The organism is Rhizobium sp. CIAT894, from assembly GCF_000172795.2.
Classification (GTDB): domain Bacteria; phylum Pseudomonadota; class Alphaproteobacteria; order Rhizobiales; family Rhizobiaceae; genus Rhizobium.
Genome location: NZ_CP020951.1, coordinates 174,113 through 197,948, shown reverse-complemented (window position 1 = coordinate 197,948; position 23,836 = coordinate 174,113). Strand labels below are relative to the sequence as shown.

The 23,836-nt window shown below is 61.2% G+C and carries 24 protein-coding genes; 20 read left to right on the top strand and 4 right to left on the bottom strand.

Annotation, left to right across the window (positions count from 1 at the left end):
* The first annotated feature begins 166 nt into the window (after positions 1 to 166).
* The 5 genes from RHEC894_RS27265 (at position 167) to RHEC894_RS27245 (ending at position 5,850) form a co-directional block, all read left to right on the top strand.
* On the top strand, positions 167 to 2,071 hold the full coding sequence (locus RHEC894_RS27265) for an ABC transporter substrate-binding protein (RefSeq protein WP_085739844.1): 1,905 nt from the start codon (positions 167 to 169) through the stop codon (positions 2,069 to 2,071).
* Positions 2,072 to 2,187: 116 nt separating this feature from the next.
* Positions 2,188 to 3,192, top strand: a complete 1,005-nt coding sequence (locus RHEC894_RS27260; protein WP_085739843.1) for an ABC transporter permease — start codon at positions 2,188 to 2,190, stop codon at positions 3,190 to 3,192.
* 3 nt (positions 3,193 to 3,195) lie between these two features.
* Positions 3,196 to 4,053 (top strand): ABC transporter permease, encoded by an 858-nt coding sequence (locus RHEC894_RS27255; RefSeq protein ID WP_085739842.1) that lies wholly within the window; start codon positions 3,196 to 3,198, stop codon positions 4,051 to 4,053.
* Between the two features lies 1 nt (position 4,054).
* Positions 4,055 to 5,044: an ABC transporter ATP-binding protein gene (locus RHEC894_RS27250; RefSeq protein WP_085739841.1), complete on the top strand. Its 990-nt coding sequence runs from the start codon at positions 4,055 to 4,057 to the stop codon at positions 5,042 to 5,044.
* A 47-nt stretch (positions 5,045 to 5,091) separates the two neighbouring features.
* Positions 5,092 to 5,850 carry an ATP-binding cassette domain-containing protein gene (locus RHEC894_RS27245; RefSeq protein WP_245339584.1) on the top strand — a complete coding sequence of 253 codons (759 nt, stop codon included), beginning with the start codon at positions 5,092 to 5,094 and terminating at the stop codon, positions 5,848 to 5,850.
* A 40-nt stretch (positions 5,851 to 5,890) separates the two neighbouring features.
* Here RHEC894_RS27245 and RHEC894_RS27240 read toward each other — a convergent pair whose 3' ends face one another.
* Together RHEC894_RS27240 and RHEC894_RS27235 are read right to left on the bottom strand one after the other, a co-directional pair.
* Positions 5,891 to 6,388: a GNAT family N-acetyltransferase gene (locus RHEC894_RS27240; RefSeq protein WP_085739839.1), complete on the bottom strand. Its 498-nt coding sequence runs from the start codon at positions 6,386 to 6,388 to the stop codon at positions 5,891 to 5,893.
* A complete protein-coding gene (locus RHEC894_RS27235) occupies positions 6,385 to 6,681 on the bottom strand; it encodes a DUF1778 domain-containing protein (RefSeq protein ID WP_085739838.1) in 297 nt (98 codons plus the stop codon). Before RHEC894_RS27235 ends, RHEC894_RS27240 begins: the two co-directional genes overlap by 4 nt.
* Positions 6,682 to 6,867: 186 nt before the next feature.
* On the opposite strand from RHEC894_RS27235, the gene RHEC894_RS27230 reads away from it, so the two are divergent.
* From RHEC894_RS27230 to RHEC894_RS27180, 11 genes are all read left to right on the top strand, one after another.
* A complete protein-coding gene (locus RHEC894_RS27230) occupies positions 6,868 to 7,524 on the top strand; it encodes a response regulator transcription factor (RefSeq protein ID WP_085739837.1) in 657 nt (218 codons plus the stop codon).
* A complete protein-coding gene (locus RHEC894_RS27225) occupies positions 7,521 to 8,897 on the top strand; it encodes an ATP-binding protein (RefSeq protein WP_085739836.1) in 1,377 nt (458 codons plus the stop codon). The genes RHEC894_RS27230 and RHEC894_RS27225 overlap by 4 nt, the downstream gene beginning before the upstream one ends.
* A gap of 134 nt (positions 8,898 to 9,031) precedes the next feature.
* On the top strand, positions 9,032 to 9,715 hold the full coding sequence (locus RHEC894_RS27220; protein WP_085739835.1) for an MtnX-like HAD-IB family phosphatase: 684 nt from the start codon (positions 9,032 to 9,034) through the stop codon (positions 9,713 to 9,715).
* Between the two features lie 23 nt (positions 9,716 to 9,738).
* Positions 9,739 to 11,160 (top strand): aminotransferase class III-fold pyridoxal phosphate-dependent enzyme, encoded by a 1,422-nt coding sequence (locus RHEC894_RS27215; protein WP_085739834.1) that lies wholly within the window; start codon positions 9,739 to 9,741, stop codon positions 11,158 to 11,160.
* A gap of 4 nt (positions 11,161 to 11,164) precedes the next feature.
* Entirely contained in the window at positions 11,165 to 12,118 is a 954-nt protein-coding gene (locus RHEC894_RS27210; RefSeq protein WP_085739833.1) for an arginase, read from the top strand.
* Complete coding sequence (locus tag RHEC894_RS27205) at positions 12,115 to 12,468, top strand: permease (RefSeq protein WP_085739832.1); 354 nt, start codon at positions 12,115 to 12,117, stop codon at positions 12,466 to 12,468. Before RHEC894_RS27210 ends, RHEC894_RS27205 begins: the two co-directional genes overlap by 4 nt.
* Positions 12,465 to 13,337, top strand: coding sequence for a fatty acid desaturase (locus tag RHEC894_RS27200; RefSeq protein WP_085739831.1), 873 nt, complete (start codon positions 12,465 to 12,467; stop codon positions 13,335 to 13,337). Before RHEC894_RS27205 ends, RHEC894_RS27200 begins: the two co-directional genes overlap by 4 nt.
* A complete protein-coding gene (locus RHEC894_RS27195) occupies positions 13,327 to 14,142 on the top strand; it encodes an alpha/beta fold hydrolase (protein WP_085739830.1) in 816 nt (271 codons plus the stop codon). The genes RHEC894_RS27200 and RHEC894_RS27195 overlap by 11 nt, the downstream gene beginning before the upstream one ends.
* Positions 14,123 to 15,265 (top strand): peptidogalycan biosysnthesis protein, encoded by a 1,143-nt coding sequence (locus RHEC894_RS27190; RefSeq protein WP_085739829.1) that lies wholly within the window; start codon positions 14,123 to 14,125, stop codon positions 15,263 to 15,265. The genes RHEC894_RS27195 and RHEC894_RS27190 overlap by 20 nt, the downstream gene beginning before the upstream one ends.
* Positions 15,265 to 15,693 carry an EamA family transporter gene (locus tag RHEC894_RS27185; protein WP_085739828.1) on the top strand — a complete coding sequence of 143 codons (429 nt, stop codon included), beginning with the start codon at positions 15,265 to 15,267 and terminating at the stop codon, positions 15,691 to 15,693. Before RHEC894_RS27190 ends, RHEC894_RS27185 begins: the two co-directional genes overlap by 1 nt.
* A complete protein-coding gene (locus tag RHEC894_RS27180) occupies positions 15,693 to 17,030 on the top strand; it encodes a cyclopropane-fatty-acyl-phospholipid synthase family protein (RefSeq protein ID WP_085739827.1) in 1,338 nt (445 codons plus the stop codon). Before RHEC894_RS27185 ends, RHEC894_RS27180 begins: the two co-directional genes overlap by 1 nt.
* 124 nt (positions 17,031 to 17,154) lie before the next feature.
* On the opposite strand, the gene RHEC894_RS27175 is transcribed toward RHEC894_RS27180, so the two are convergent.
* Entirely contained in the window at positions 17,155 to 18,420 is a 1,266-nt protein-coding gene (locus RHEC894_RS27175) for an ATP-binding protein (protein WP_085739826.1), read from the bottom strand.
* A 50-nt stretch (positions 18,421 to 18,470) separates the two neighbouring features.
* Positions 18,471 to 19,127, bottom strand: coding sequence for a response regulator transcription factor (locus RHEC894_RS27170; protein WP_085739825.1), 657 nt, complete (start codon positions 19,125 to 19,127; stop codon positions 18,471 to 18,473).
* Between the two features lie 135 nt (positions 19,128 to 19,262).
* Here RHEC894_RS27170 and RHEC894_RS27165 point away from each other — a divergent pair, with 135 nt between their 5' ends.
* The 4 genes from RHEC894_RS27165 to RHEC894_RS27150 are packed head-to-tail and all read left to right on the top strand — an operon-like array spanning position 19,263 to position 23,814.
* The gene (locus RHEC894_RS27165) at positions 19,263 to 19,835 is read left to right on the top strand and encodes a hypothetical protein (RefSeq protein ID WP_085739824.1); all 573 of its coding nucleotides are present in this window, start codon (positions 19,263 to 19,265) and stop codon (positions 19,833 to 19,835) included.
* Between the two features lie 4 nt (positions 19,836 to 19,839).
* Entirely contained in the window at positions 19,840 to 20,502 is a 663-nt protein-coding gene (locus tag RHEC894_RS27160; protein WP_085739823.1) for an ABC transporter ATP-binding protein, read from the top strand.
* Positions 20,495 to 21,178 carry an ABC transporter ATP-binding protein gene (locus RHEC894_RS27155; RefSeq protein ID WP_085739822.1) on the top strand — a complete coding sequence of 228 codons (684 nt, stop codon included), beginning with the start codon at positions 20,495 to 20,497 and terminating at the stop codon, positions 21,176 to 21,178. Before RHEC894_RS27160 ends, RHEC894_RS27155 begins: the two co-directional genes overlap by 8 nt.
* Positions 21,160 to 23,814, top strand: coding sequence for an ABC transporter permease (locus RHEC894_RS27150; protein WP_085739821.1), 2,655 nt, complete (start codon positions 21,160 to 21,162; stop codon positions 23,812 to 23,814). The genes RHEC894_RS27155 and RHEC894_RS27150 overlap by 19 nt, the downstream gene beginning before the upstream one ends.
* Positions 23,815 to 23,836 lie beyond the last annotated feature (22 nt).

Below are 23,836 nucleotides of genomic sequence, written 5' to 3'. Positions count from 1 at the left end.
CCGGCCCCGGCTGAGGTATTCGGCTCCCCTGCGAGGAGGCAGGCGGGCCGGAGAGATGGTTCACTGAGGCCAGGGCTCGAAGCCCTGGTGGCTGCGAACCGACAACCGCGACATGCCCATGCGTGCCTCAGCGGCCGCCGTATCGTCGCTTTCTAGGGAGGAGTTCATGCAACAGTGGAAGAGGTTTGCATTCGGCTTCGTGCTGGCCACGCTCGGCCTGGCGGCGACGGCGAGGGCCGATGACTACACCTCCTTGCCGCGCAAGGAGACGCTTATCGTCGAAAATCCGGAAGGGACGATCAAGAATCCCGGCTGGTTCAACATCTGGGTCAATGGCGGCGGCGGTGTCTCCACCGGCCTGCAGCAGCTGACCATGGATACGCTCTGGTATATCGACCCCGAACAGGGGCTTGGCGGCGCGGCCTGGGACAATTCGCTCGCCGCCGACAAGCCGCAATATAATGCCGACTTCACCGAGATGACCGTGAAACTGCGCAAGGGGCTCTACTGGAGCGACGGCGTCGAATTCACGGCCGATGACGTCGTCTATACCGTCAAGACGCAGATGGACCATCCCGGCATGGTCTGGAGTGCGGCCTTCTCGGTGCAGGTGGCAAGTGTGGAGGCGACCGATCCGCAGACCGTGGTATTCAAGCTGAAGAAGCCGAATTCGCGCTTCCATGCGATCTTCACCGTGCGCTGGAACGGCGCCTGGATCATGCCGAAGCATGTGTTCGAGAAAGTCGAAGATCCGCTTCGTTATGACTTCGCCAATCCCGTCTCGCTCGGCGCCTACAAGCTGAAGGCCTATGACCCGCAGGGCAAGTGGTATACCTGGGAGAAGCGCGACGACTGGCAGCGCACCTCGCTTGCCCGCTTCGGCGAGCCGGCCCCGAAATATGTGACCTATACCGATCCCGGCCCGCCGGATAAGCGCACCATCGCGCAGCTCGAGCACAATCTCGATATCATCCACGACAACACGCCGGAGGGCATGTTCACCCTCAAGGAGAAGTCGAAGACGATCGATACCTGGTTCCCGGGCTTCCCCTTCGCCCATCCGGATCCGACGCTGCCGGCCGTGATCTTCAACACCCAGGAAGCGCCCTTCGACAATGCCGATGTGCGCTGGGCGCTGGCCCTGCTGATCGACATCAAGGCCGTCGACATGGCGAGCTACCGAGGGGCGGCGACGCTTTCCGCACTCGGCGTGCCGCCGACGGCGGCGACGATGAAAGACTATCAGGCGCCGATGCAGGACTGGCTGAAGGATTTCGAGATCGATACTGGCAAGAGCAAGATCAAGCCGTATGACCCGACAGTCGGACAGCAGATCGCCGATATCCTGCGCAAGCAGCCAAAGTTCAAGGACCAGATCCCGACCGACCCGCAGGCGATCAGCGGTGCCTTCGGCTATGGCTGGTGGAAACCGGACCCGAAAGCGGCCGGCGAACTTCTGGAAAAGGCCGGCTTCAAAAAGTCAGGTGGCAAATGGCTGACCCCTGATGGACAGCCCTTCAAGATCCGCATGACGGTGGAAGGCGACACCCGCTCGGTCTTCACCCGCGCCGGCACGCTGATTGCGCAGCAATGGGCGGCCTTCGGCATCGACGCCAAGGCGGTGCCGGCAGCGAAGCTTTGGCAGACGGCGCTGCAGCCCGGCGATTTCCAGGTGGCGATCGCATGGAGTGTCGAAACCTGGGGCGGCGATCCCGACCTTTCCTTCTTCCTCGACAGCTGGCACTCGCAGTTCGTCGCCAAGAAGGGTGAGGTTCAGCCGCCGCGCAACTGGCAGCGCTGGTCCAATCCGGAGCTCGACAAGATCATCGAGAGCATCCGTGGTATCAGTGCCGACGATCCGAAGGGCATGGAACTCGGCAAGGATTATCTGAAGCTGGTCGCCCGCGAAATGCCGACGATCCCGCTGATGTCCTATAACGTCTTCACCTCGATGGATACGACCTACTGGACCGGCTATCCCACCATCAAGGACCCCTATACCGATCCGGTGCCGAACTGGGCGAATTCGAGGCTGATGATGGTCAAGCTGAAGCCGGCTCAACCGAAATAAATCCTCCCAACGCCGGCGCGTAGCCATCGCGCCGGCCCCCTGTCGACGGGCATGGGGCCCAACCACCCGTGCTCGTCGATCCTTTCCAGAGGGAACCAGAGAGGAACCACCGCCTTATGACGCCCTATCTGATCTTTGTGCTGAAGCGGTTCGGTCAGTTTCTGCTTGTCGTCTTTCTCGGCGTGACGATCACCTTCTTCGTCACCCACCTGACCCCGATCGATCCGGTAGAAGAAAGCATAGGCGCCATCACCCAGATGGGCCAATCCGATCCGAACGCGATCGAGCTGATGCGCCAGTCGCTGCGCGAGCTGTACGGCATGCAGGGCTCGATCTGGGAGCAATATCTGCATTTCTGGCTGCGGCTTGCGACCGGCGATCTCGGCCCCTCGCTCTCGGCCTTTCCGACCCCCGTCTCCACCATCATCCTGCGCTCCCTGCCCTGGACGATCGGGCTGATGACGGTCTCGACACTGATCACCTTCGTGCTCGGCAATGCGATCGGCGCGCTCGCCGGCTATTACCGCAAGGACATGGTGCTGAAGGCCGTCAGCCTCGTCTTCATCGCGATGCTGCCAATTCCCTATTATATCCTTGCCTTCGTGCTGCTCATCGTCTTCGGCTTCATCTGGCCGGTGCTGCCGATCAATGGCGGCTATGAGATGAACGCCAATCTCGACCTCTCCTTTGCCCTGGTCGTCGATATCCTCAAACACTCCATCCTGCCGGCTTTGTCGCTGATCCTGGTCGGCGCCGGCAGCTGGCTGATCGGCATGCGGGCGCTGGTGTCCAACATCATCACCGACGATTATGTCGTCTTCGCCGAGCTCGGCGGCGTGCCGAAGCGGAAGATCCTGCGCTCCTACATCGCCCGCAACGCCATGGTGCCGCAATTTACCGGGCTTGCCATGTCGCTCGGCGCGATCTTCAACGGCACCGTCATCACCGAAATCGTCTTCGGCTATCCCGGCATCGGCAATCTGCTCATCGAAGCGGTGCATGCCGGCGACTACAGCCTGGTGCTCGGCCTCAGCGCGCTGTCGATCGTCGGCGTCGCCGCCGCCGTCTTCATCATCGACGTGCTGAGCCCGCTGATCGATCCGCGCATCAAGGTGGAATAGACCATGTTTACCATCATCCGCGACCTCGCCCGCCAGAACATGGAATTCCTCTGTGGCCTGCTGCTCTTTGCCGTCATCGTCGGCCTCGTCATCCTGTCGTATTTCTCGCCCTATGGCGCGACCGACATCTATCTCCTGCCGCCCGACATGCCGCCGGACGGCGACTATTGGCTCGGCACCACTTCGCGCGGCCAGGACGTTTTCTGGCAGCTGACGACCGGCCTTCGCAACACGCTCTATTTCGGCATCGGCGTCGCCTTTCTCTCGCGCATCATCTCGCTGGTTGTCGGGCTGGTCGCCGGTTATGCCGGCGGCGCGGTCGACCGGGTGCTGATGGCGATCAACGACAGCGTCATGGTCATCCCGCAATTCCCACTGCTGATCCTTTTCTATTTCGTGCTGAAGGACAGCATGACCTGGACGGTGCTGATCGTCATCATGGCCTCGCTCGGCTGGTCCTATGATGCGCGCCTCATCCGCTCGGTGGCGATCGGCCTGAAGAGCCGGCCCTTCACCACCCAGAGCGTCTATTCCGGCATGACGATGCGCAAGATCCTCGTCGAGGAGCACCTGCCCTATGTGCTGCCGATCGTCTTTGCCACGACGATGAACAACATGATCTGGTCGATCGGCATGGAGATCACGCTGTCGGTGCTCGGTTTCACCGATATCGAGACGCCGACCATGGGCATGATGATCTACTGGGCCAATGCGCATTCGGCGCTGATCTCGGGCATCTGGTGGTGGGTGGCCGCCCCCGTCGCCGTCATCGTCATTCTGTTCCTGGCGCTGTTCCTGCTCTCCATGTCGATGAACGAATACAATGATCCGCGCAGCCGGCTGAACCGGATGGGAAGTTAGCATGGAGAATTTGGTCGAAATCCAGAATCTGAAAGCCTATTACCGCGCCTTCCTTTACGGCGTCGATCGCGAGGTGCGCGCCGTCGACGATATCAGCCTGACGATCGGCCGCGGCGAGGTCTACGGCGTTGCCGGCGAATCGAGCAGCGGCAAGACGACGCTGATCAAGACCATCGCCGGCGCCATCCGCCCGCCGCTCCGGGTGGTCTCGGGCAACGTCAAATTCCACTTCGGCGGCGGCACCCAGGATATCTATGCGATGACGCCGGAGGAGCGCACGGCGCTGCGCTGGAAGCATCTCTCCTATATCATGCAGGGCTCGATGAATGTGCTCAATCCGGTGCGCCGGATCCGCCATTCCTTCACCGATTTCGCCTTCCGCCACATGAAGGTCAGCAAATCGGTCTTCTTCGAAAAGGTCGCCGCCCATCTGCAGCGGCTGAAGCTCGATCCGCATCTGCTCGACGCCTATCCGCACGAACTCTCCGGCGGCATGCGCCAGCGCATGACCATTGCGCTCGCCACCATCCTGACGCCGGAATTCATCATTGCCGATGAACCGACGACCGCGCTCGACGTGATCGTGCAGCGCGACGTGCTGTCGATGATCCGCGACATCCAGCGCGAGATGGGCTCGTCCTTCCTGTTCGTTACCCATGATATGGGCGTGCATGCGACCGTCTCCGACCGCATCGGCATCGTCTATGCCGGCCGGCTCGTCGAGGAGGCGCCGACGGCCAAGCTCTTCAGCATGCCGCTCCACCCCTATACGCAGCACCTCGTCGGCAGCCTGCCGAAGATCGGCGACCCCACGACGCGGCCCTCGCTGGAGGGGCGGCCACCGAACCTCGCCATGCCGCCGGAAGGCTGCCGGTTTCACCCGCGCTGTCCCAAGCGCATGGAGATTTGCTCGCAAAAGGTTCCGCCCATGGTCACCGTCGCGCCGGAGCGGCGGGTGGCATGTTTTGCGGTGACGGGGGATCAGGTTTGACGCTGCTTAGGCTCTCGCATGTGACGAAAATCTACCGCCAGGGCGGCATGCTCGGCCGGCGGCTGATCACCGCCGTCAACGATGTCAGCTTCGAGATCGGCGACGAGCCGGAGATCCTCTCGATCGTCGGCGAATCCGGCTCGGGCAAATCGACGGTGGCGGCAATGATCCTCGGCCAGACCGAGCCGACGCAAGGCGAGCTGCAATTTGCCGGCAAGACCGTCGCCATCCACAACAGGGCCGAACGCAAGGCCTTCATGAAGCAGGTGCAGCCGGTGCTGCAAAACCCCTTCGAAGCCTTTAACCCGCTGAAGCGCGTCGACCGCTATCTCTTCGAAACCGCCCGCAATTTTTCCGCTGACGGAAAACGGCCGGACCGGCAACAGGCCGAAAAGATGGCCGACGCCGCCCTCCACCACGTCGGCCTGACGCTCGAAGAGGTGAAGGGCCGCTTCCCCCACGAACTCTCCGGCGGCCAGCTCCAGCGCGTCGCCATCGCCCGCGCGCTGATCCCTGAGCCGCGCCTGCTGGTGGCCGACGAACCGGTCTCCATGGTCGACGCCTCGCTGCGCATGGCCATCGTCAACCTCTTCGGCCGGCTGAAAAACGAACTCGGGCTCTCGATCATCTACATCACGCATGATCTGGCGACGGCTTATTACGTCAGCGACAATATTATCATCATGCGCAAGGGTGAGATCGTTGAGCGAGGACGGGCGCGGGCGGTGCTGGATGATCCGCAGCATGAATATTCAAGGGCGCTGAAGGATGCGGTGTTGGCGGCGGATTTTGGTGCGGCAATGTAGAAGCTGTGAGAAGTGCGTGAGCAGAAGCTGACAAGCATGGTCACGAGTTCAGCGCGCTATCAAGGTCATGCAATCCGACCATCAGCATCATGGGGTCGGATGGCGAGGGCAGAAAGCCGACCGCTTCGTAGAAGGCTCGCGCATCGTCGGAAATCGCATGCACCAGCACGCCGCGGATGCCGAGGATTTCTGCAGCATTGAGCAGCCGCAGGCCCGCATCGCGCACCAATGCCCTGCCGATGCCCCGACCCTGGTAAGATTGATCGATAGCGAGGCGGCCAAGTACGGCAACCGGAATCGGATCAGGCATGTTCCGCCGAAAACGGCCGGGCGCTTCCGGCTGCTTTACCGCGCCTGAAGCAAGCGCATAATAGGCAATGACTTGGTTTCCCTCGCACACGACAAAGGTACGCGATGCGCCGCCTGCCTGATTGGCGCGGGCACGGCGACGCAGCCAATTATCCAGTTCAGGCACGCCGGAACTGAATTCGGCCAGTTCGTGATGATCGGCCAGGGGTGCCGGCGGGCTGAGGGTCACGCCTCATCCCATGGCGCTTTGGTCGACATGGTCCGTTTCAGGCGCGCATTCGGCTGTGTGGGCGCATCCAGGCGGGCAAGGTATTCGGCATGGATTTCGGGGCTGACCGTGAATATGGTACGGTTGAGCAGCACTTCCTCGGCGCGGCGCTCGGAAGCCTCCAGCATAAAATCCGTGCGGGTCTTTCCCAGCAACTCGGCGGCGCGATCGATCAAGTTGCGGGTCGCAGGCTTAATGCGCATATTCAGCGGCACGCTTGCGTCCGGACTTTTGTTTGTCGGTGAGGCGGGCATGGGAACTCCTGTCAGTACGATATAGCGTAACGACATCATCTTTACAAGCGGCGTAAAGATAGCGTCGTTACGCGCAACTCTACGCGGGCGCAGCAATTCAGCCGCTTCTATCGCAGCCTGCCACAACAAAGCTTCAAATCGCGTTTCTCATCGACAGTGTCCGCCTACCGCAGGAATGAAACGACCGTGCGCATTCTACTTGTCGAAGACGACAGCATTCTCGGCTCATCCCTGAAGAAGGCACTGGAGAAGCACGCCTATGGCGTTGACTGGATGCGTGACGGCCAGTCCGGTCTCGAAGCGACGGAGCATTCGGATTTTGCAGCCCTTGTCCTCGACATCAACCTGCCGCTTCTCAGCGGCATCGAGGTCCTGAAGGGTATAAGACGTAAGGGCAACACCGTCCCCATCCTGCTTTTGACGGCGCTCGACAACGTCCGGCGCAAGGTCGAGGGTCTCGACGAGGGAGCCGACGACTATCTGGTCAAACCCTTCGATCTCGACGAATTGCTGGCCCGCCTGCGTGCGCTGATCCGGCGACGCGACGGCCGGACGGAAAGCCTGCTTCGGTGCGGCGATGTCGAAGTGGATCCGTCGGCAATGGTCGCGCGCAAAGGCAATATACAGGTGCACACGACGGCAAAGGAATTCCATCTGCTCAAGCTCCTGATGGAGCGCAGCGGTCGCTACGTGACGAAGAACGATATCGAATACGCGCTTTACGATGCCTATAGCAGCGTCGAAAGCAATGCCATCGAGGTGACGATCTACAATCTGCGCAAGAAACTCGGCACCGAATTCATCAAATCGATCCGCGGCATCGGCTACATGATCGAACGATGAGCCCATCAACCCTTACGCGCAAGCTCTACCTGCGGATCGCCCCTGTCGTCGTGGTGACGATCCTGGTGATCGGCGCCTTCGCCTTCAACAGCGCCACGCGCGAGATCAACAATATCTACGACGCGCAGCTCATCAACGATGCGAACGTCTTGTGGGGACTGCTGCACAACCGGTTGCGGCACTCGCCGGAGCGGACGCCGCAACAGGTCGACGACATCGACTTCAACATGGACAATCAGCTCGCCTTCAACGAGGACGCAGACGACTATGCCGATGCGCATATGTTCCGCGCCTGGGTGGACGGCAAGATCATGTTCTATTCCAGCACGGCCTTTCTCTCCGACGTGCCGTACCAGAAGGCGGGCTTCACCGACCTCTCTTACCGCGGCGAGAACTGGCGGGTTTATTCGCTGCCGATCCCGGCTTCGGGAATCGTCATGGAAGTCGGCGAGAAGATCTCCCTGCGCCAGACGCTGGTTTCCAACATCCTTCTGAACCTGTTCTTTCCGCTGCTCGTGCTGGTGCCGATGATCGGCTTTCTGATCTGGCTCGGGATCCACAATGGCCTGCGGACCATCCACGGGCTCGTGCACCAGATCCGCACCCGTTCGCCGGACGATCTTTCAGCCATTGCGGTCGAGGATATCCCGAGGGACCTTCTGCCTCTCGGCCGGTCGATCAACCAGCTTCTCGACAAGCTCAGCCGATCGCTGACCCTTGAACGGCGCTTTTCCGATCTGGCGGCCCACCAGTTGCGCACGCCGCAGGCAAGCGTCAAGCTGCTGCTGCAGATGCTGGCCAGCACCGATGACCAGCAGGAACAGAAGGCAATCATCTCGGATCTGGTGACCAGCAACAACAGAGCCACCCATCTCATCGAGCAATTGCTGCGCCTTGCCAGGGTCAGCCACCATCCGCTCAATCCGATGCCGGTGCCGCTCTATCACATGATCGCGTCGACGCTCGCGGACTTCGGCAACATCATCAACAGCCGCAATCTCGACGTCTCGCTGGAAGGGCCTGAAACGGCCGAGATCAGGACGGATGAATCGCTGCTGCAGATGATGATCAGCAACCTCCTGGACAATGCGATCAAATATACGCCGGTCGGCGGCATGATCGAGGTCATCCTCTCCTCCGAAGACGAGTTCTGGCTGATATCGATCAACGACAACGGACCGGGCATACCGCCCGAAGAGCGGGAGGCCGTGTTCAACCGCTTCTATCGCCTCGACACGCTGAATGCCGAAGGGGCGGGCCTCGGGCTTGCAATCGTTGCCGACACCGCGGAACGGCTTGCCGCTTCCGTGAAACTTTCCACACCCTCCTGGGGCAGTGGCCTGCGGGTCGAACTGCGACTGTCGGGGAATTGAGGCGGCACCGACCGCCGCGATCCCGATCCGCGACAACGGCTCTGTCGGTTTTCATCTTCGCATCATTTTCCTCTCAGGTCTGCCTCATCGGCTGTCGGTAAACACGACCGCAAGGCAGATCGAAGGGCTATTTGATGCAGGTATTTTCTGATTTCGACGGCACGATTTCCGTTCAGGACGTGACGGATGTCGTGCTGTCCTGTTTTGCCGAGCCCGAGTGGGAAGACATCGAGCAGCAATGGAAGGACGGCCTGATCGGATCGGCGGAGTGCATGCGCCGCCAGATCGCCCTCATCCGGGCAAGCCGCCGCGAACTCGATGCGATCCTCGGCAGCGTGGCCATCGACCCCGGCTTCCCAGCATTCCGCAACTACTGCCGCGTCAACGGCCTGCCCCTGACGATCGTCAGCGACGGCGTCGATTATTTCATCCGCCATGTGCTGAGGCAGAACGGCATCACCGATCTGCCCGTCGTCGCCAATCTGCTTCACTGCAGCATCGTCAACGGCCTTGAGAGCTACACCCTGGCACCCGCTCCAAATTCGGCCGGTTGTTCGTCCGGCTCGGGCGTATGCAAATGCCGGGTCGTCTCCGGCATGGAGCCGCAAATCTATATCGGCGACGGACGGAGCGATTTCTGCGTCGCCGGCAGAGCCGACCTCGTCTTCGCCAAGGACAAGCTCGCCGATTACTGCAGCGACAAGAACATCCCCTTCATCGCCTTCGATGATTTCGCCGACCTGCTTTCCAGAATGAAAGCCGTCATTCCGAGCATCCCGCGTCAGCGCCGCGCCGAGCTGCAATCGAAAATCGCCTGAACCAGAACACCGAGAGGCCCCTTATGAACATTGTGAACGCTGAAACCTTCAACGAAAAGACGCCGCTCTCCGACCTGTCGGAAGCCGAGCTGCGCCTGCTGGAGGAGACCTACTGCTCTCACGGCGATACGGTCCACTATTCGGCGGAGCCGAAATTCTTCGAGGAATGCGAAGGTTCCTACGTCTATGACGCCAAGGGAACGCCGTTTCTCGATCTGCAGATGTGGTATTCCGCCGTCAATTTCGGCTATCGCAACGAAAGACTGAATGCCGCCGTCCACCGCCAGCTGGACCGGCTGCCGCAGGTCGCCTCGCAATATCTGCATCGCGAGAAGGTCGAACTGGCCGCCATGATCGCGCAGGACGCCGAACGCAAATTCGGCCGCAAGGGACGCGTTCATTTCAATGTCGGCGGATCGCAGGCGATCGAGGATTCGCTGAAGCTGGTGCGCAACTATACCGGCGGCAAAAGCCTGATGTTCGCCTTCGAAGGCGGCTATCACGGCCGCACGCTGGGCGCCTCGGCGATCACGTCAAGCTATCGCTACCGCCGCCGCTTCGGCCATTTCGGCGAAAGGGCGCAATTCGTCGAGTTTCCCTACCATTTCCGCGGCCCGAAGGGCATGACGAAGGAGGAATACGGCGAGCATTGCGTGCGCAAATTCGCCCGCCTCTTCGAAAGCGAATATAATGGCGTCTGGGATCCGAAGGTCGGCAGCGCGGAATATGCCGCCTTTTATGTCGAGCCGATCCAGGGCACCGGCGGCTACGTCATTCCGCCGATGAACTTCTTCACCGAACTCAAGAAGGTTCTCGATCAGCACGGCATCCTGCTCGTCGTCGACGAGATCCAGATGGGTGTCTACCGGACCGGCAAACTCTGGTCGATCGAACATTTCGGCGTCTCGCCTGATGTTCTCGTCTTCGGCAAGGCGATCACCAATGGGCTCAACCCGCTGTCGGGCGTCTGGGCCAGGGAAGAAATGATCAATCCGACGGTCTTCCCGCCCGGTTCCACCCATTCCACCTTCGCCAGCAACCCGATGGGCACGGCCGTCGCGCTCGAAACCATGAAGATGCTGGAAGAGGAGGATTTCGGCGCCGCGATCATGGCCAAGGGCGCGTATTTCCTCGATGGCCTGAAACAGCTCCAGAAACGCCATGCGATCGTCGGCGATGTCGACGGGCTCGGATTGGCGCTGAGATGCGAGATCTGCAAGGAAGACGGTTTCACGCCTGACAAGGCGACGATGGACTGGCTCTGCGACGAGGGCATGAAGGGCGATCTCACGGTCGGCAACAAGACCTATGGTCTCGTTCTCGACGTCGGAGGCTACCATAAAAACGTCATCACGCTGGCGCCGAACCTGCTGATTTCTCGCGAAGAGATCGATCTGGCGCTGACGCTGCTCGACCAGCTCTTCACGCGCGCGGCCCGGAGGTAGGATAGTGCAGCTTCTCCTCCTTCATCTCGACGATGCTTTGGAGTTGCAGCCGGACTTCGTGCGCGCCTGCACGCTTGCGGGCGCGTGCCACCATGTCGACAAGTTGAGCGGCAAGGCGATCAGACTGTGGGGCAGGCAGAAGATGCTTGCCGAACTCAGCCGGGACATAGCCAGATCGCTGCCGCCGCGCAGCAGAGGACCGCAGCTTGCCTTCATGGGCTCGGGCGATTTCCACCATGTGACCGCCCTGCTGCTCGATGCCGCTCTCGAACGATGCCCGGTTTCGACCACGCTCGTCCATTTCGACAATCACCCCGACTGGGTGAATTTCGAGGGCGGAATGCATTGCGGCTCATGGGTCAACAGCGCGCTTTCAAACCCCAATATCGAGAGGGTCGTCACCATCGGAGTCTGCAGCCACGACCTGCGCAATCCCGAGCGCAAGGGCGCCAATCTCGGCTGGCTGCAGCAAGGCAAGCTCGAACTTTATCCTTACGAACATCCGCCGAGCCGCGTGAAAGCCGATTATGGCAACGGCCCGAGCTACCGCCAGGACAAGGGCGCCTTGCACTGGAATTCCATCTCCGCGATCGGCGAGGACAATTTCATCGACCGGATCCTCAGCCGCATCGGCACCGAAGCAGTCTATGTCACAGTCGACAAGGACGTACTCGCCGCCGATGACGCCGTGACCAACTGGGATCAGGGGCGCATGCGGCTGCCCTACCTGATGGCGCTGATCAGCGAGATCGGCAGCCGCCATCGCATCATCGGCGCCGATGTCATCGGCGACTATTCGGTGCCGAGCTATGCCGGCGGCTTCACGACCCGCCTGCTGAAGCAGGCCGAAATCTTCATCGATCAACCACGTCTGCGGCAGGCGGCCGATGCCGTGCGAAACATCAACAGCGCTGCAAATCACGCATTGCTGGAAGTCCTGGCGGAATCGATGGGATGAACGGCAGCCTCCGATTGCCGATGCTCGGCCTGATCCTTTTCTGCGTGCTGGCGGAAACGGCGCGCGAGGTCTGCTTCAAGCAGGCTGCCAGCGACAGCCCCGTGCTGGCGACGCTCACCAAACCGCTGACCTGGCTCGGCATCGTCTTCTGGGCCATCGAACTGCTTGCCTGGACGGCCGTGCTTGCCAGCGTGCCGCTCACCATCGCCTTCCCGCTGATGGCGCTGAGCTATGTGGCGACCGTCGTCGCCGGCGCCGTCATCTTCAGGGAAAATATCAACCTTCGTCACGCGACGGGCGTGTTTCTTGTTACCGCCGGCGTGGCCTGTGTCGGAGCAACCGGACTATGAAAATCTTTGCTCATACCAGGTGGGATGCCGCCCCCGTGCTTGCCGCCGTGGCGCATCTCGTTTTCGACGTCTACCTGATCGTCGGCTTCCAGAGCCGGCCGCTCTGGGCCTCGTTGATCCTCGGCTGCCTCTATGCCGTGTCGATATCCTGGAACATCAACAGCATCTCGCATAATTTCATCCACACCCCCTATTTCAAGCCGCACTGGATGAATTACGCCTTCAGCCTGCTGGAGTCGGTGGCGATCGGCTTTTCCCAGACCTATTACCACTGGGTGCATATGCGCCATCACTCCGGCAACAGTGACCGGCCGGACGAGAAGGGCGAGACGATCGATCTTCTGTCGATCTATCGCCATGGCCGGAACGGCGAGCCGGAAAACGTCTGGTCCTATACGCTGAAGAGCTTCTTCCGCGACAGTCTCGGCGATATCCACCAGGCCATTGCCAAGCGGCGTCCCTTCGATGCCGCCTGGGGCCGTTTCGAGCTGCTGGCCTTTCTCGGCCTGGCGGCGATTGCGCTGATCTACGACTGGAAGGCCGTCCTGTTCTTCGTTCCCTTCTATTATGCCGGCAACTGCCTGTCGTCGCTCAACGGCTATTACGAGCATCTTCACGGCGATCCGGACGAACCGATTGCCTGGGGCGTGAGCAGCCACAAGCCCTTCTATAACTGGCTGTGGTTCGGCAATGGCTATCATGCCGAACATCATTACCGGCCGCGCACCCACTGGACGAAACTCTCGGCCCTGCACGAGCAGATCAAGGACGAGCAGGAAAGGGCTGGCACGCACGTGATCAGCACCTGCCATGCGTTCGGCTTCATGGCCCCGGAAAACCGCGAAGCGGAGCTTCGGCATGAGGTCTGAGGAATTGAGTTTCTTCCTGGAAGGCACGAATGGCAAAGGTGTGCTGCTGATCCATGGTCTGACCGGAGCGCCGGCCGAGATGAAGCTTGTCGCCCGCCAGCTGAACCGTCGCGGCTACAGCGTTCATGCGCCACTGCTGGCCGGTCATGGAGAGGATATCAGGACATTGCGCCGGACGCATTGGGAGGACTGGCTGAAAAGCGTGCTGCAGGCCTGCGAATTCCTGGCCGAGCGAACGCAGGAGATATTTGCGGCCGGCATCTGCGTTGGCGGCAAGCTGTCACTGCTGGCGGCCGAGCAGCGGCCGGATCTGATCAAGGCGGTCGCCATCTATTCGCCCTGCTTCCACTATGACGGCTGGGATGTTCCCAGGCACTATACGCTGCTGTCGCCGCATATCGGATGGTTGTCGCGCATCCCTTTCCTCGATCGTCTCAATTTCAGGGAGAATGACTCCCTCGGCATCAAGGACGAGCGGATGCGGCGCATGGTCGAAGGCATGGCAGGCGAAGGCATGCTCGAGAAATTCCCCGGCCGCGGCATCGTCGAAATGCACCGGCTCGGCAAGGCGCTTCGCGGAACCCTGCCGCAGATCCAGACACCGACGCTGATCCTGCATGCGGAAGAAGACGATCTGAGCAATCCCAGACATGCCCTCTACATCTCAGAGCATATTGGCGGGCCGCATGAACTCAGATGGATCAAGGACAGCTACCACATGATCCATCTCGATCGCCAGCATCGGCAGGTCGCGGCTTTCACGGCGGATTTTTTCGAGGCAAGCCATGCTGCAATTCGCGCATAAACGTCCCTTTCCCCGCGCCGATCCCGTCACGCAAGTCTACGACACGATCCGCGCCATCGGCCGCGAGGCGTGGAATGCCTGCTTCCGCGGCCATGTCGAGGACTATGATTGCCTGCTGGCGATAGAAGACGCCGGCATCGGCGACTTCGAGTGGCGCTACCTCACGATCGTGGAAGACGGAAAAATCAGCGCCGCCATGCCGGCGTTCCTGTGCCCTTATCCATTGGATACCACGCTGGAAGAGGGCATGCCGCGCCGGCTGATACGGCGCGTGCGGCAGCATGCATCGGGCTTTCTCGTTCTGCGGCTTGCCTGCCTTGGTTCGCCCTGCACCGAAACCGGCGCGATAGGCTTTCATGCCGACGTGCCGGAGGAGCGCCGCGAGGCGCTGTTTGGACAATTGCTCACGGCCTTCGAGACGCTTGCGGCCGAAGAGGGCTGCACGCTGATGGGGATCAAGGACATTCCGGCACCGGTTGTCGCCGAATTCGGCGCGCTGTTTTCAAAACGCCGTTATGCCGCCATCGGCGGCCTGCCGTCCGCCTGGCTCGATATCGATTTCGAGACCATCGACGACTATATGGCCCGGCTGTCGGCAGGCACCCGAAAGGACATGCGGCGCAAGCTGAAATCCTTCGACGCCGTCAGGGTCGAAATCAGAACAGAGATCGGCGATCTGCTTCCCCGGGTGATGGCGCTCTATCACGACACGCGCAATCGCAGCGAATGGCAGTTCGAGGAGCTGACCCCGGCCTATTTTGAAGGCATCCTCACCCATATGGCGGGCCGCTCGTTCTGCGCGCTTTATTTCGTCGGCGACGAGCTGCTCGCCGCCAACCTGATCGTCCACGACGAGCAGCTTGCGATCGACAAGTTCTTCTGCATGGACGGCGAGCGAGGACGGCCCTACAACCTCTATTTCCTCAGCTGGTTCACCAATCTGCGCTATTGCCTCGATCATGGCCTTCGCCGCTACCAGAGCGGCCAGGCCTATTATGAAAACAAGGTCCGGCTCGGCAGTCAGCTTACGGCAAACACCATGTTCTTCCGCCACCGCAATCGGCTGCTGCAGGCGCTGTTGCGGCTGGTCTCCCCGCTCTTTTCGCAGGACGAGGCCAAGTGATGACGTCGATGCGCCTGACATGGCTTGCCGTGCCTGTCCTCAACACGCTGTTCCAGATCTTCACCAAGCTTGGCGCGACGCAGCTCGGCAATGCCGAGGGGACGACCTGGCTTAAAGATGCGCTGATCTCGCACTGGATCCTGGCAGCCGTCGTCGTCGAGATCGTCTGCTTCTTCATCTGGATGACGGTGCTCGCCGAACTCGACCTCAGCAAGGCCTTTCCGCTTTCCGGCATCAGCTACGTGCTGATCATTGCCACCGGCTGGTTCGCTTTCGGCGAACCGATCGTCAGCCTTCAGATCGTCGGCAGCGGTCTGATCCTCGCCGGTGTCTGGCTGATCGCCGGCGCATCGGAAAAAACGGGCTCCGTCACCGGCAATGATGTTGGACCGATCCTGCCGCACGCCCATGTCAGCAAGGATCGGTGATGCAGCCAACCCAGAATTTCATCCTCCGTCATGCGAAGGGCACTGCATCGGCGTTCAGCAATCGGGTTCTGGAGCGTGCGCTCGCGCGCATCGTCACCCGCGGCTATCTCAACGTCACAACATCCAATGGGCAGCAGCTCTCCTTCGGCGACGGGTCCGGAGAGCAGATACATGTCAGCTTTGCCGATCTTGCGGCGCAATGGGCATTCCTCATCGATGCCGATCTGCGGCTCGGCGAACTCTATATGGATCGCCGCTTTCTCATCGAACGGGGCTCGCTCCACGACTTTCTGGCGATGATGCTGCGTGAGGCGCAGAACGCCAAGCATCCGCTCATCGCCAGGGTGATCGATCGTGCCCGCACATGGCTGCGCATCTTCCGCCATCGCAATCTTCCGGCCCGCTCCAAAGCCAATGTCGCCCACCATTACGATCTCGATGGCCGGCTCTACGAACTCTTCCTCGACGCGGACCGGCAATATTCCTGCGCCTATTTCGAGAGCCCCGACCAATCGCTCGATGCGGCGCAACACGCCAAGAAGCGGCATCTCGCCGCGAAATTGCAGCTTGGGCCCGGCAAGAGCGTGCTCGACATCGGTTGCGGCTGGGGTGGGCTCGCTCTGCACATGGCGAGGCATGTGCAGGGCGGGCATGTGCTCGGCATCACCCTGTCGCAGGAGCAGCATGGTTACGCCCAGAAGCGGCTTGCCGAACAAGAGCGGGTGGAGGCGGGCATCCAGTTTGCCCTGCAGGATTATCGCAGCCTGAGCGGACGGTTCGACCGGATCGTGTCGGTCGGCATGTTCGAGCATGTCGGCCTCGCATCCTACCGCGCCTTCTTCGAGAAATGTGCGGACCTGCTGGAAGATGACGGCATCATGGTTTTGCACACGATCGGCTGTTCGGCGACACCCGGCTTCACCACGCCTTGGCTCGACAAATATATCTTTCCCGGCGGCTACATTCCCGCGCTGTCGGAAATCCTTCCCGAAATTGAAAAAGCCGGTCTTGCGGTTGCCGATATCGAGGTCCTGCGCCTGCACTATGCCTGGACGCTGGCACATTGGCGGAAGCGCTTCCTGGCGCGCCGGCAGGAGGCTGCCGCCCTTTACGACGAACGCTTCTGCCGCATGTGGGAATTCTACCTTGCCAGCGCCGAAGCCGCCTTCCGCTACGAAGATCTGGTGGTTTTCCAGATCCAGCTCAGCAAGCGCAACGACGTCATTCCCGTGACGCGGGACTATATCGGCCAACATGAGAAAGCGGCGGCGCAAAGTTCAAAAGCCGATCTGGAAGGAGCGGTTGAGCGTGATGCCGATGACGTTCTGGTCGGCTGAGCCAAGCCTTGAGGTGATCGGGCTGTCGGCGGCATCGCCCACCACGTCCAAGTTCCACTGGACCGAATGCAAACCCTGCAGTTCGGAACCGTCGAATGCCGACCGCCCTGCTCTCAGGAGGCCCTCAGGCAGTTCGCACCATGACACTGGCGACAAGGCCCGGCCCGTCGTCGCGCATGGCGAGTGTGAGCCGCACACCTTGCCTTTCGGCTGCCGCCTTTGCGATCGCCAACCCCAAGCCGCTCCCCTCGCTATCCTCACGCCTTGCCCTGAAGAAGCGTTCAAAGACGCGTGGCATCTCTTCCTCAGCGATACCGGGGCCGGTGTCGCGGATTTCGATTCGTGTTTCTTGCCCAGCGACGACCACCGCAACGTCGACGGTTCCACCCGGTGGAGTGTACCGCACGGCGTTCTCGACGAGATTGTCAAGGATGATCTCCAAATCGGCCAGCGCACCGATCATGATAGCCTTGTCCCGGCGCGTGATGCCGAGGTCAATCTCCCGGCTCTCGGCGAGCGGGGTCAGCCGCGCAACAGTGTCGAGCGCAAGCTGGACGAGGTCGACCGGCTGCGGCGCGGGCGCGGTCTCGTAAGCGTCGTAGCGCGCGAGGCGCAAGAGCTTGCTCACGAGGCTGGTGGCTCTGCCGATTCCAGCTTCAAGCTCAGTCAAACGGTTGGAAAATCGGCCATCCCGATCGTCGTGCCGAAGGTTGTCGATTTGAATTTGCAGCGCCGAGAGCGGTGTGCGCAATTCGTGGGCCGCGTCAGAAATAAACCGCCGCTGTCTCTCCAGCAGTGCGCGGAGCCGGGCGAGCAACAGATTGATCGAATTTACGAAGGGAATGACTTCGGCGGGCACGTCGTCGGTCGGAACGGGGCTGTCCACCGTCGTGTCTCGCGAGGCGACCGCGACGGCCAGGCGATTGAGTCGAGCCATGATCCGATCGATGATCCAACTCAGTGTCAGCAATGACAACGGAATCAGAACGATGATGGGAAGCGCCGCCTGGAGCGCCGCATTGGCCGCCAGTTCCTGCCGGACGCTCATATCTTGGGAAACCTGAACAGTTCGATCCGGCGCTGCCAGCGTGTAGACGCGCCAATTGTCACTGCCGGTCGAAACGTCGGTAAAACCGGTCGCTGATTGGCGGGGGATACCGACGGCGGGATGCGATTGTCGCAACGTCCGACCGGCCGCATCCCAGACCTGGATGACGAAGTCGTCTTCGGGATCGTGCGGTGCACCGTTATCTGCACTTGTTTCTGGCGATGAACGCGCATCCCCGACATAAACTGCGATCTGCCGCAGCTGATTGTCGAGGAAGTCCGATGCCTCGTTCTGAACGAGGAAATATGATGTTGTCGCCGCAATGACGCCGATGGTTGCCATCAAGCCGGCGAGCCATAAGAAAGCCGTGCGTCGGATCGAAGTTGTACCTCTCACTTGGGGACCATCCAACCTGCCCCTCGGACGTTGCGTACAATATCCTTGTCGAACTTGCGTCGCACGTAGTGGATCAGCACGTCGATAGCGTTGCTTTCCACCTCCTCACCCCAGCCATAGAGCCTTTCCTCGAGTTGGGTGCGCGAAAGAATGGTTCCGGGACGCTCCAGCAATGCCTGAAGCAGTGCAAATTCGCGCGCTGGCAATACTTCGCCGCACCCCCGATATTTCACCTCATGGCTAGATAGATCGAGCTCGATTTCGCTCGTGTAGAGGATCGAAACCGCCTGACCTCCATGCCGGCGCAAGACCGCACGCATGCGTGCAAGCAGTTCTTTGACCTCGAACGGCTTCACCAGATAATCGTCTGCCCCGAGGTCGAGCCCCGTGACGCGATCGTCGAGCTCGTCACGAGCGGTGATCACCAGGATTGGCCTCTTGTCGCCGGCTGCCCGCAGCGAGCTAAGAATCTCAAGGCCGGAGCGGCCGGGCAAGCCAAGGTCGAGCAACACAAGACCATGCCCGCCAACCGCGACGGCTTCGTTCCCGAGGTGCCCGTCCCGCACCCAGTCTACCGACATGCCGGCATCGTCGAGGGCTTGTACGAGGGCCCGGCCAAGCATGACATCATCTTCGATCACAAGAACACGCATGCTTCAAAGTAGCCTAAACGCGTCCAACTGCACAGATTTTGGTGCAGGCTGACTGCACTACGGCTGATCATCTAAGACCCTCCTAATTCTGCTGGCGTCACATGCCTGCTCAAGTCCGCAGAGGAGCGCTAAATCATGACTGTCCGCTATCGAATATCCGCCGCAATAGCCTTGCTGCTCATGGTGTCATCCGGCGCGTTTCCTCCCGCTGTGGCCCAGGAGAAACTCGTCGCGCCTGAGACGAACCCGCCGGGTGACATTCCGGATAATCAAGTCTTCGTCACCTACACCTCTCCAGACGGATTTGCTCTGAAGGTGCCAGAAGGATGGTCACGCATCGAGATCGACCATGGCGTTCGGTTCTTCGATAAATACGATGAACTAGTTGCTAGTCTTGGCGCCGCGAGTGCTGCACCAACGGCGTCCTCAGCCAAGGCCCACGAAATCCCGGACCTCAAAACGGCCGGACACGCCGTCAAAGTCACCGTTGTCAAGGATGTAAAGCTCGCAGCCGGGCCAGCCGTTCGCATCAGTTATGTGTCGAATTCCGCGCCAAATCCGGTGACGAACAAGCAGGTCAGGCTCGAGCACGAGCGCTTCATTCTGTTCAAGGGTGGCAGGACGCTCACACTCGATCTTGCCGCACCGGCCGGTGCAGACAATGTCGACCAGTGGCAATTGATCTCCAACTCTTTGCAGTGGAGATGAGCACATGCGTGTACTGGAGGCGACCGAGCTTTATCGCTTCTATCATGCAGGCGACGACGAAGTCGTGGCTTTACGCGGGGTTGCCATCGCGCTCGATGCTGGAGAATTCACCGCTTTGAGGGGGCCGTCGGGCAGCGGGAAATCGACGCTGCTTGCCTGCCTTGCCGGGCTCGATGAGCCGGACGGGGGCGTAGTGTCTGTCCTGGGCGAACGCATGACGCGACGCCCCGAGCCGGAGCGGGCTCGGCTTAGGGCACGTCATTTTGGCATGCTCATGCAATCCGGCAATCTGTTCGAGCATCTGACGGTGCGAGCCAACATCCGTCTCCAGATGGAGATTTCCGGCCATGGGCGACCAGGCGAAATTGATGATCTTGTCGGCAGTCTGGGCCTCGATGGCCTCGCCGACGTATTACCTGCCCACCTTTCAGGGGGGGAGGCAGCACGCGCTGGCCTAGCCGTCGCGCTGGCCGCAAAACCACAGATTCTGCTCTGCGATGAACCCACTGCCGAAGTCGACGCAGCAACGGAACAGCTCGTCATCGATCGCCTCGTCGAAGTTTGTCGCAGCGGGACTGCCGTCCTGGTCGTCACGCACAGCCTTGCCCTCGCTGCACGAGCCGATCGCATGATCGACATCCGCGATGGAGGCATCGTGCATGACTAGAACCCTTGTTGAGGCCGCCGATCTTTGGCGCAGCTTCCAGCGTGAACGTGGCGTCGTGGCAGCCGTTCAAGGATGCTCCTTCAAGATTAAAGCGAGGGAAACCATTGCAATCGTGGGGCCGTCGGGCTGCGGAAAGACGACGCTTTTAAACCTGATCGCAGGACTGGACGTCCCAAGCTCAGGACGAGTGGAATGGCCTGGGCTTGGTTCGCCCGACACACTGCGCCCGGAGCGAATTGGCGTCGTCTTCCAATCTGCGAACCTGATGCCCGCACTCACCGCCCTTGAGAATGTCGAGCTACCGATCCTTCTCGGTGACGGCTCCGAAGCCGAGGCGCGCGCCCTGGCAGCGCTTGCCACTTTCAGCGTCGAAGCGCTCGCGGGAAAGTTGCCAGAGCAGCTCTCCGGCGGCCAGGCTGAGCGGATCGCCGTAGCCCGTGCCATTGTCACCAATCCGAAATTGATCGTCGCTGACGAGCCGACAGGCCAACTCGATCAGGCTGGCGCTGCGATACTGGTCGACCGGCTCCTTGCTTGGGGACAACAGACTGGAAGCGCCATCATCATCGCCACGCATGATGAGCGCGTAGCAGCAAAGATGAACCGCGTCTGGCGGATGCGCCATGGCAAATTTGAAAGAATGGACGAGAGGCTCACATGTACAGGCACTGGCTGACAGGACTTGTGCGAACCCGTTCCGGCCGCCTCGTCGGCACCATCGGCGGTGTAGCGCTGACGGTCGCCTTCATCGCGTGCCTGAGCGCCTTTTTGCAATCCAGCGCGGCGGAGATGGCGGCACGGTCGGTCGCCCAAGTGCCCGTCGACTGGCAGGTCCAGGCTCTGCCGGGAGCAGATCATAGTGCAGTCGAGGCTGCGATCCGCTCAGCCGCGCCGGTTACCGGCTCGCAGCAGATCAACTATGCCGACGTACCAGGCTTTGAAGCGAGCACGGGAGGCACCGTGCAGACCACGGGTGGCGGAACGGCGCTTGGCATCGGACCGGGCTATTTCGACCAATTCCCGGCACAGGTTCGACGGCTGGTAGGATCGGCCGACGGCGTCCTCATAGCGCAGCAGACTGCCGCCAACCTGCATGTCACAGTGGGGGATCAGGTCATCATCCACCGCCGCCAAGCACCTGATGTCAGCGTGACGATCGCCGGCATCGTCGATTTGCCGAACGCCGATGCGATGTTTCAGGCGATCGGCGTCCCGGCTGGCGCCGCACCACAAGCCCCGCCGGACAACGTTCTGCTGTTGCCGATATCGCAGTGGCAGCAGGTGTTCGAGCAGCAAGACGCCAGGCGGCCCGATACCATTCGGACCGAGTTTCACGTCAAGCTCGATCATCATGATCTTCCCTCCGACCCAGTCGCTGGGAGCACCTGGGCATCTGAGCGCGGCCACAATTTCGAGGCTCGCGTCGCTGGAACCGCGCTGCTTGCAAACAACCTGGCGGCCCGATTGGAGGCGGTGCGCGAGGATGCCCTCTATGCGCGGCTGGTTTTCCTGTTCCTTGGCGCCCCCGGCGCTATCCTCGCCATCCTGCTGACCCTTGCCGTAGCCGGAGCGGGACGGGACAAACGTCGCCGCGATCAGGCGTTGCTGCGCTTGCGGGGGGCAACGGTCGATACGGTTCTTCGCTTGGCTGCCGCTGAAGCGGCAGTTGCGGGTGTCGGCGGTGCGATCCTCGGTATTCTCCTTGCTGCTCCTGCTGCACATTTCATTCTCGGGGTGGCGCTCTTGCGGGGCGCAGCTGTTCCTTTGCTCAGCGCTGTGGCGGTGGCCGGGATCGCGCTTTCGCTCGCAGCAATCCTGATCCCCGCCTGGCGCGACGCCCGCGGCTCGACCGTTGCGGACGCGCGGCGGCCAATCGGCAATGACCAGGCACCGCTTTGGGCCCGCTTCCATCTTGACCTTGGGCTGCTGGCGCTCGCTGCGGCGCTCTACTGGCGTTCGGCAGCGAGCGGATACCAAGTCGTTCTTGCGCCGGAAGGCGTGGCAGCGGCGGCGGTCGACTACTCCGCCTTCCTCGCCCCTTTGTTGCTCTGGACTGGCATGGCGCTATCGGCGATGCGACTGGTCGGGGCCGGGTTGCGGCAAGGTCGGCCGGTGATCGCCAGAGGCTTGCGACCCGTCTCCGGTCGTCTCGCGAATGTGGTGGCCGCAACATTGGGACGGCAAAGTCCGCGACTGAGTGCGGGCATCGGCCTGGCTGCGCTGGCCTTCGCCTTCGCCGCATCGACCGCGATTTTCAACGCAACCTATCAGGCTCAGACACGGATCGACGCGGAACTCACCAACGGGGCCGACATCACCGTCACGGGTACATCCGCCGTGCCTGCATCCCAGGCGCTCGAGCGCCTTTCCAAGCTGCCGGGTATAGTGGCTTCCGAGCCCATGCAACATCGATACGCTTACGTCGGAACCGACCTTCAGGATCTATACGGCATCGATCCGGTGCGCATCGGGACAGCCACGGCGATGTCCGATGCCTATTTCGCCAATGGCGACGCCAGGGCGACACTCACCGAGCTTACACAAACGCCCGACGGCGTGCTCGTATCGCAGGAAACCGTCAACGACTATCAGCTCAGTCGCGGCGACAGCATCAATCTTCGCCTGCAAAACGCGGCAGACCACCAATACCATGTCGTGCCCTTCCACATTGTGGGCGTGGTGCGCGAATTCCCGACTGCACCCAAGGATTCGTTTCTGGTTGCCAACGCCGCTTACGTTGCGCAGCAGACAGGTTCTGCCGAAAGCGAGATCGTTCTCATCCGGTCGAACGGCGATCCGGCCCGCATCGCGCGGGCCGCCCAACGCGCGGCTGCAGGTCTTCCGGGGCTCAAAGTCAGTCAGATCGGTGATGCGGTCGCCTTGATCGGATCGAGCCTCACCGCAGTTGATCTCGCCGGTTTGACGCGGCTTGAGCTGATCTTCGCGCTGGTCATGCTGGCCGCCTCGGGCGGGCTGGTGCTTGGGCTGGGCTTTGCCGACCGCGAGCGCTCCTTCGCAGTTCTTGTCGCGCTCGGAGCCAGACCAAGACAACTCGGCGCGTTCGTTTGGAGCGAAGCCGCACTGGTCATCGGTGGCGGCATGGTTCTGGGTCTCCTGGCTGGCGCCCTGGTTGCCTATGTACTCGTCAAGCTGCTGACTGGCGTGTTCGACCCGCCGCCCGATGTGCTTTCCGTGCCCTGGTTCTATATCGCTGCCCTTGTCATCACCGCCGCCGGCACCGCTTTGCTGGCCGCGACGGGCGAGACGATGCGTAGCCGTATACACGTCACAGAGAAGCTCAGAGGTGAATGAGAACGGGCGTTGTTTAGCAAGA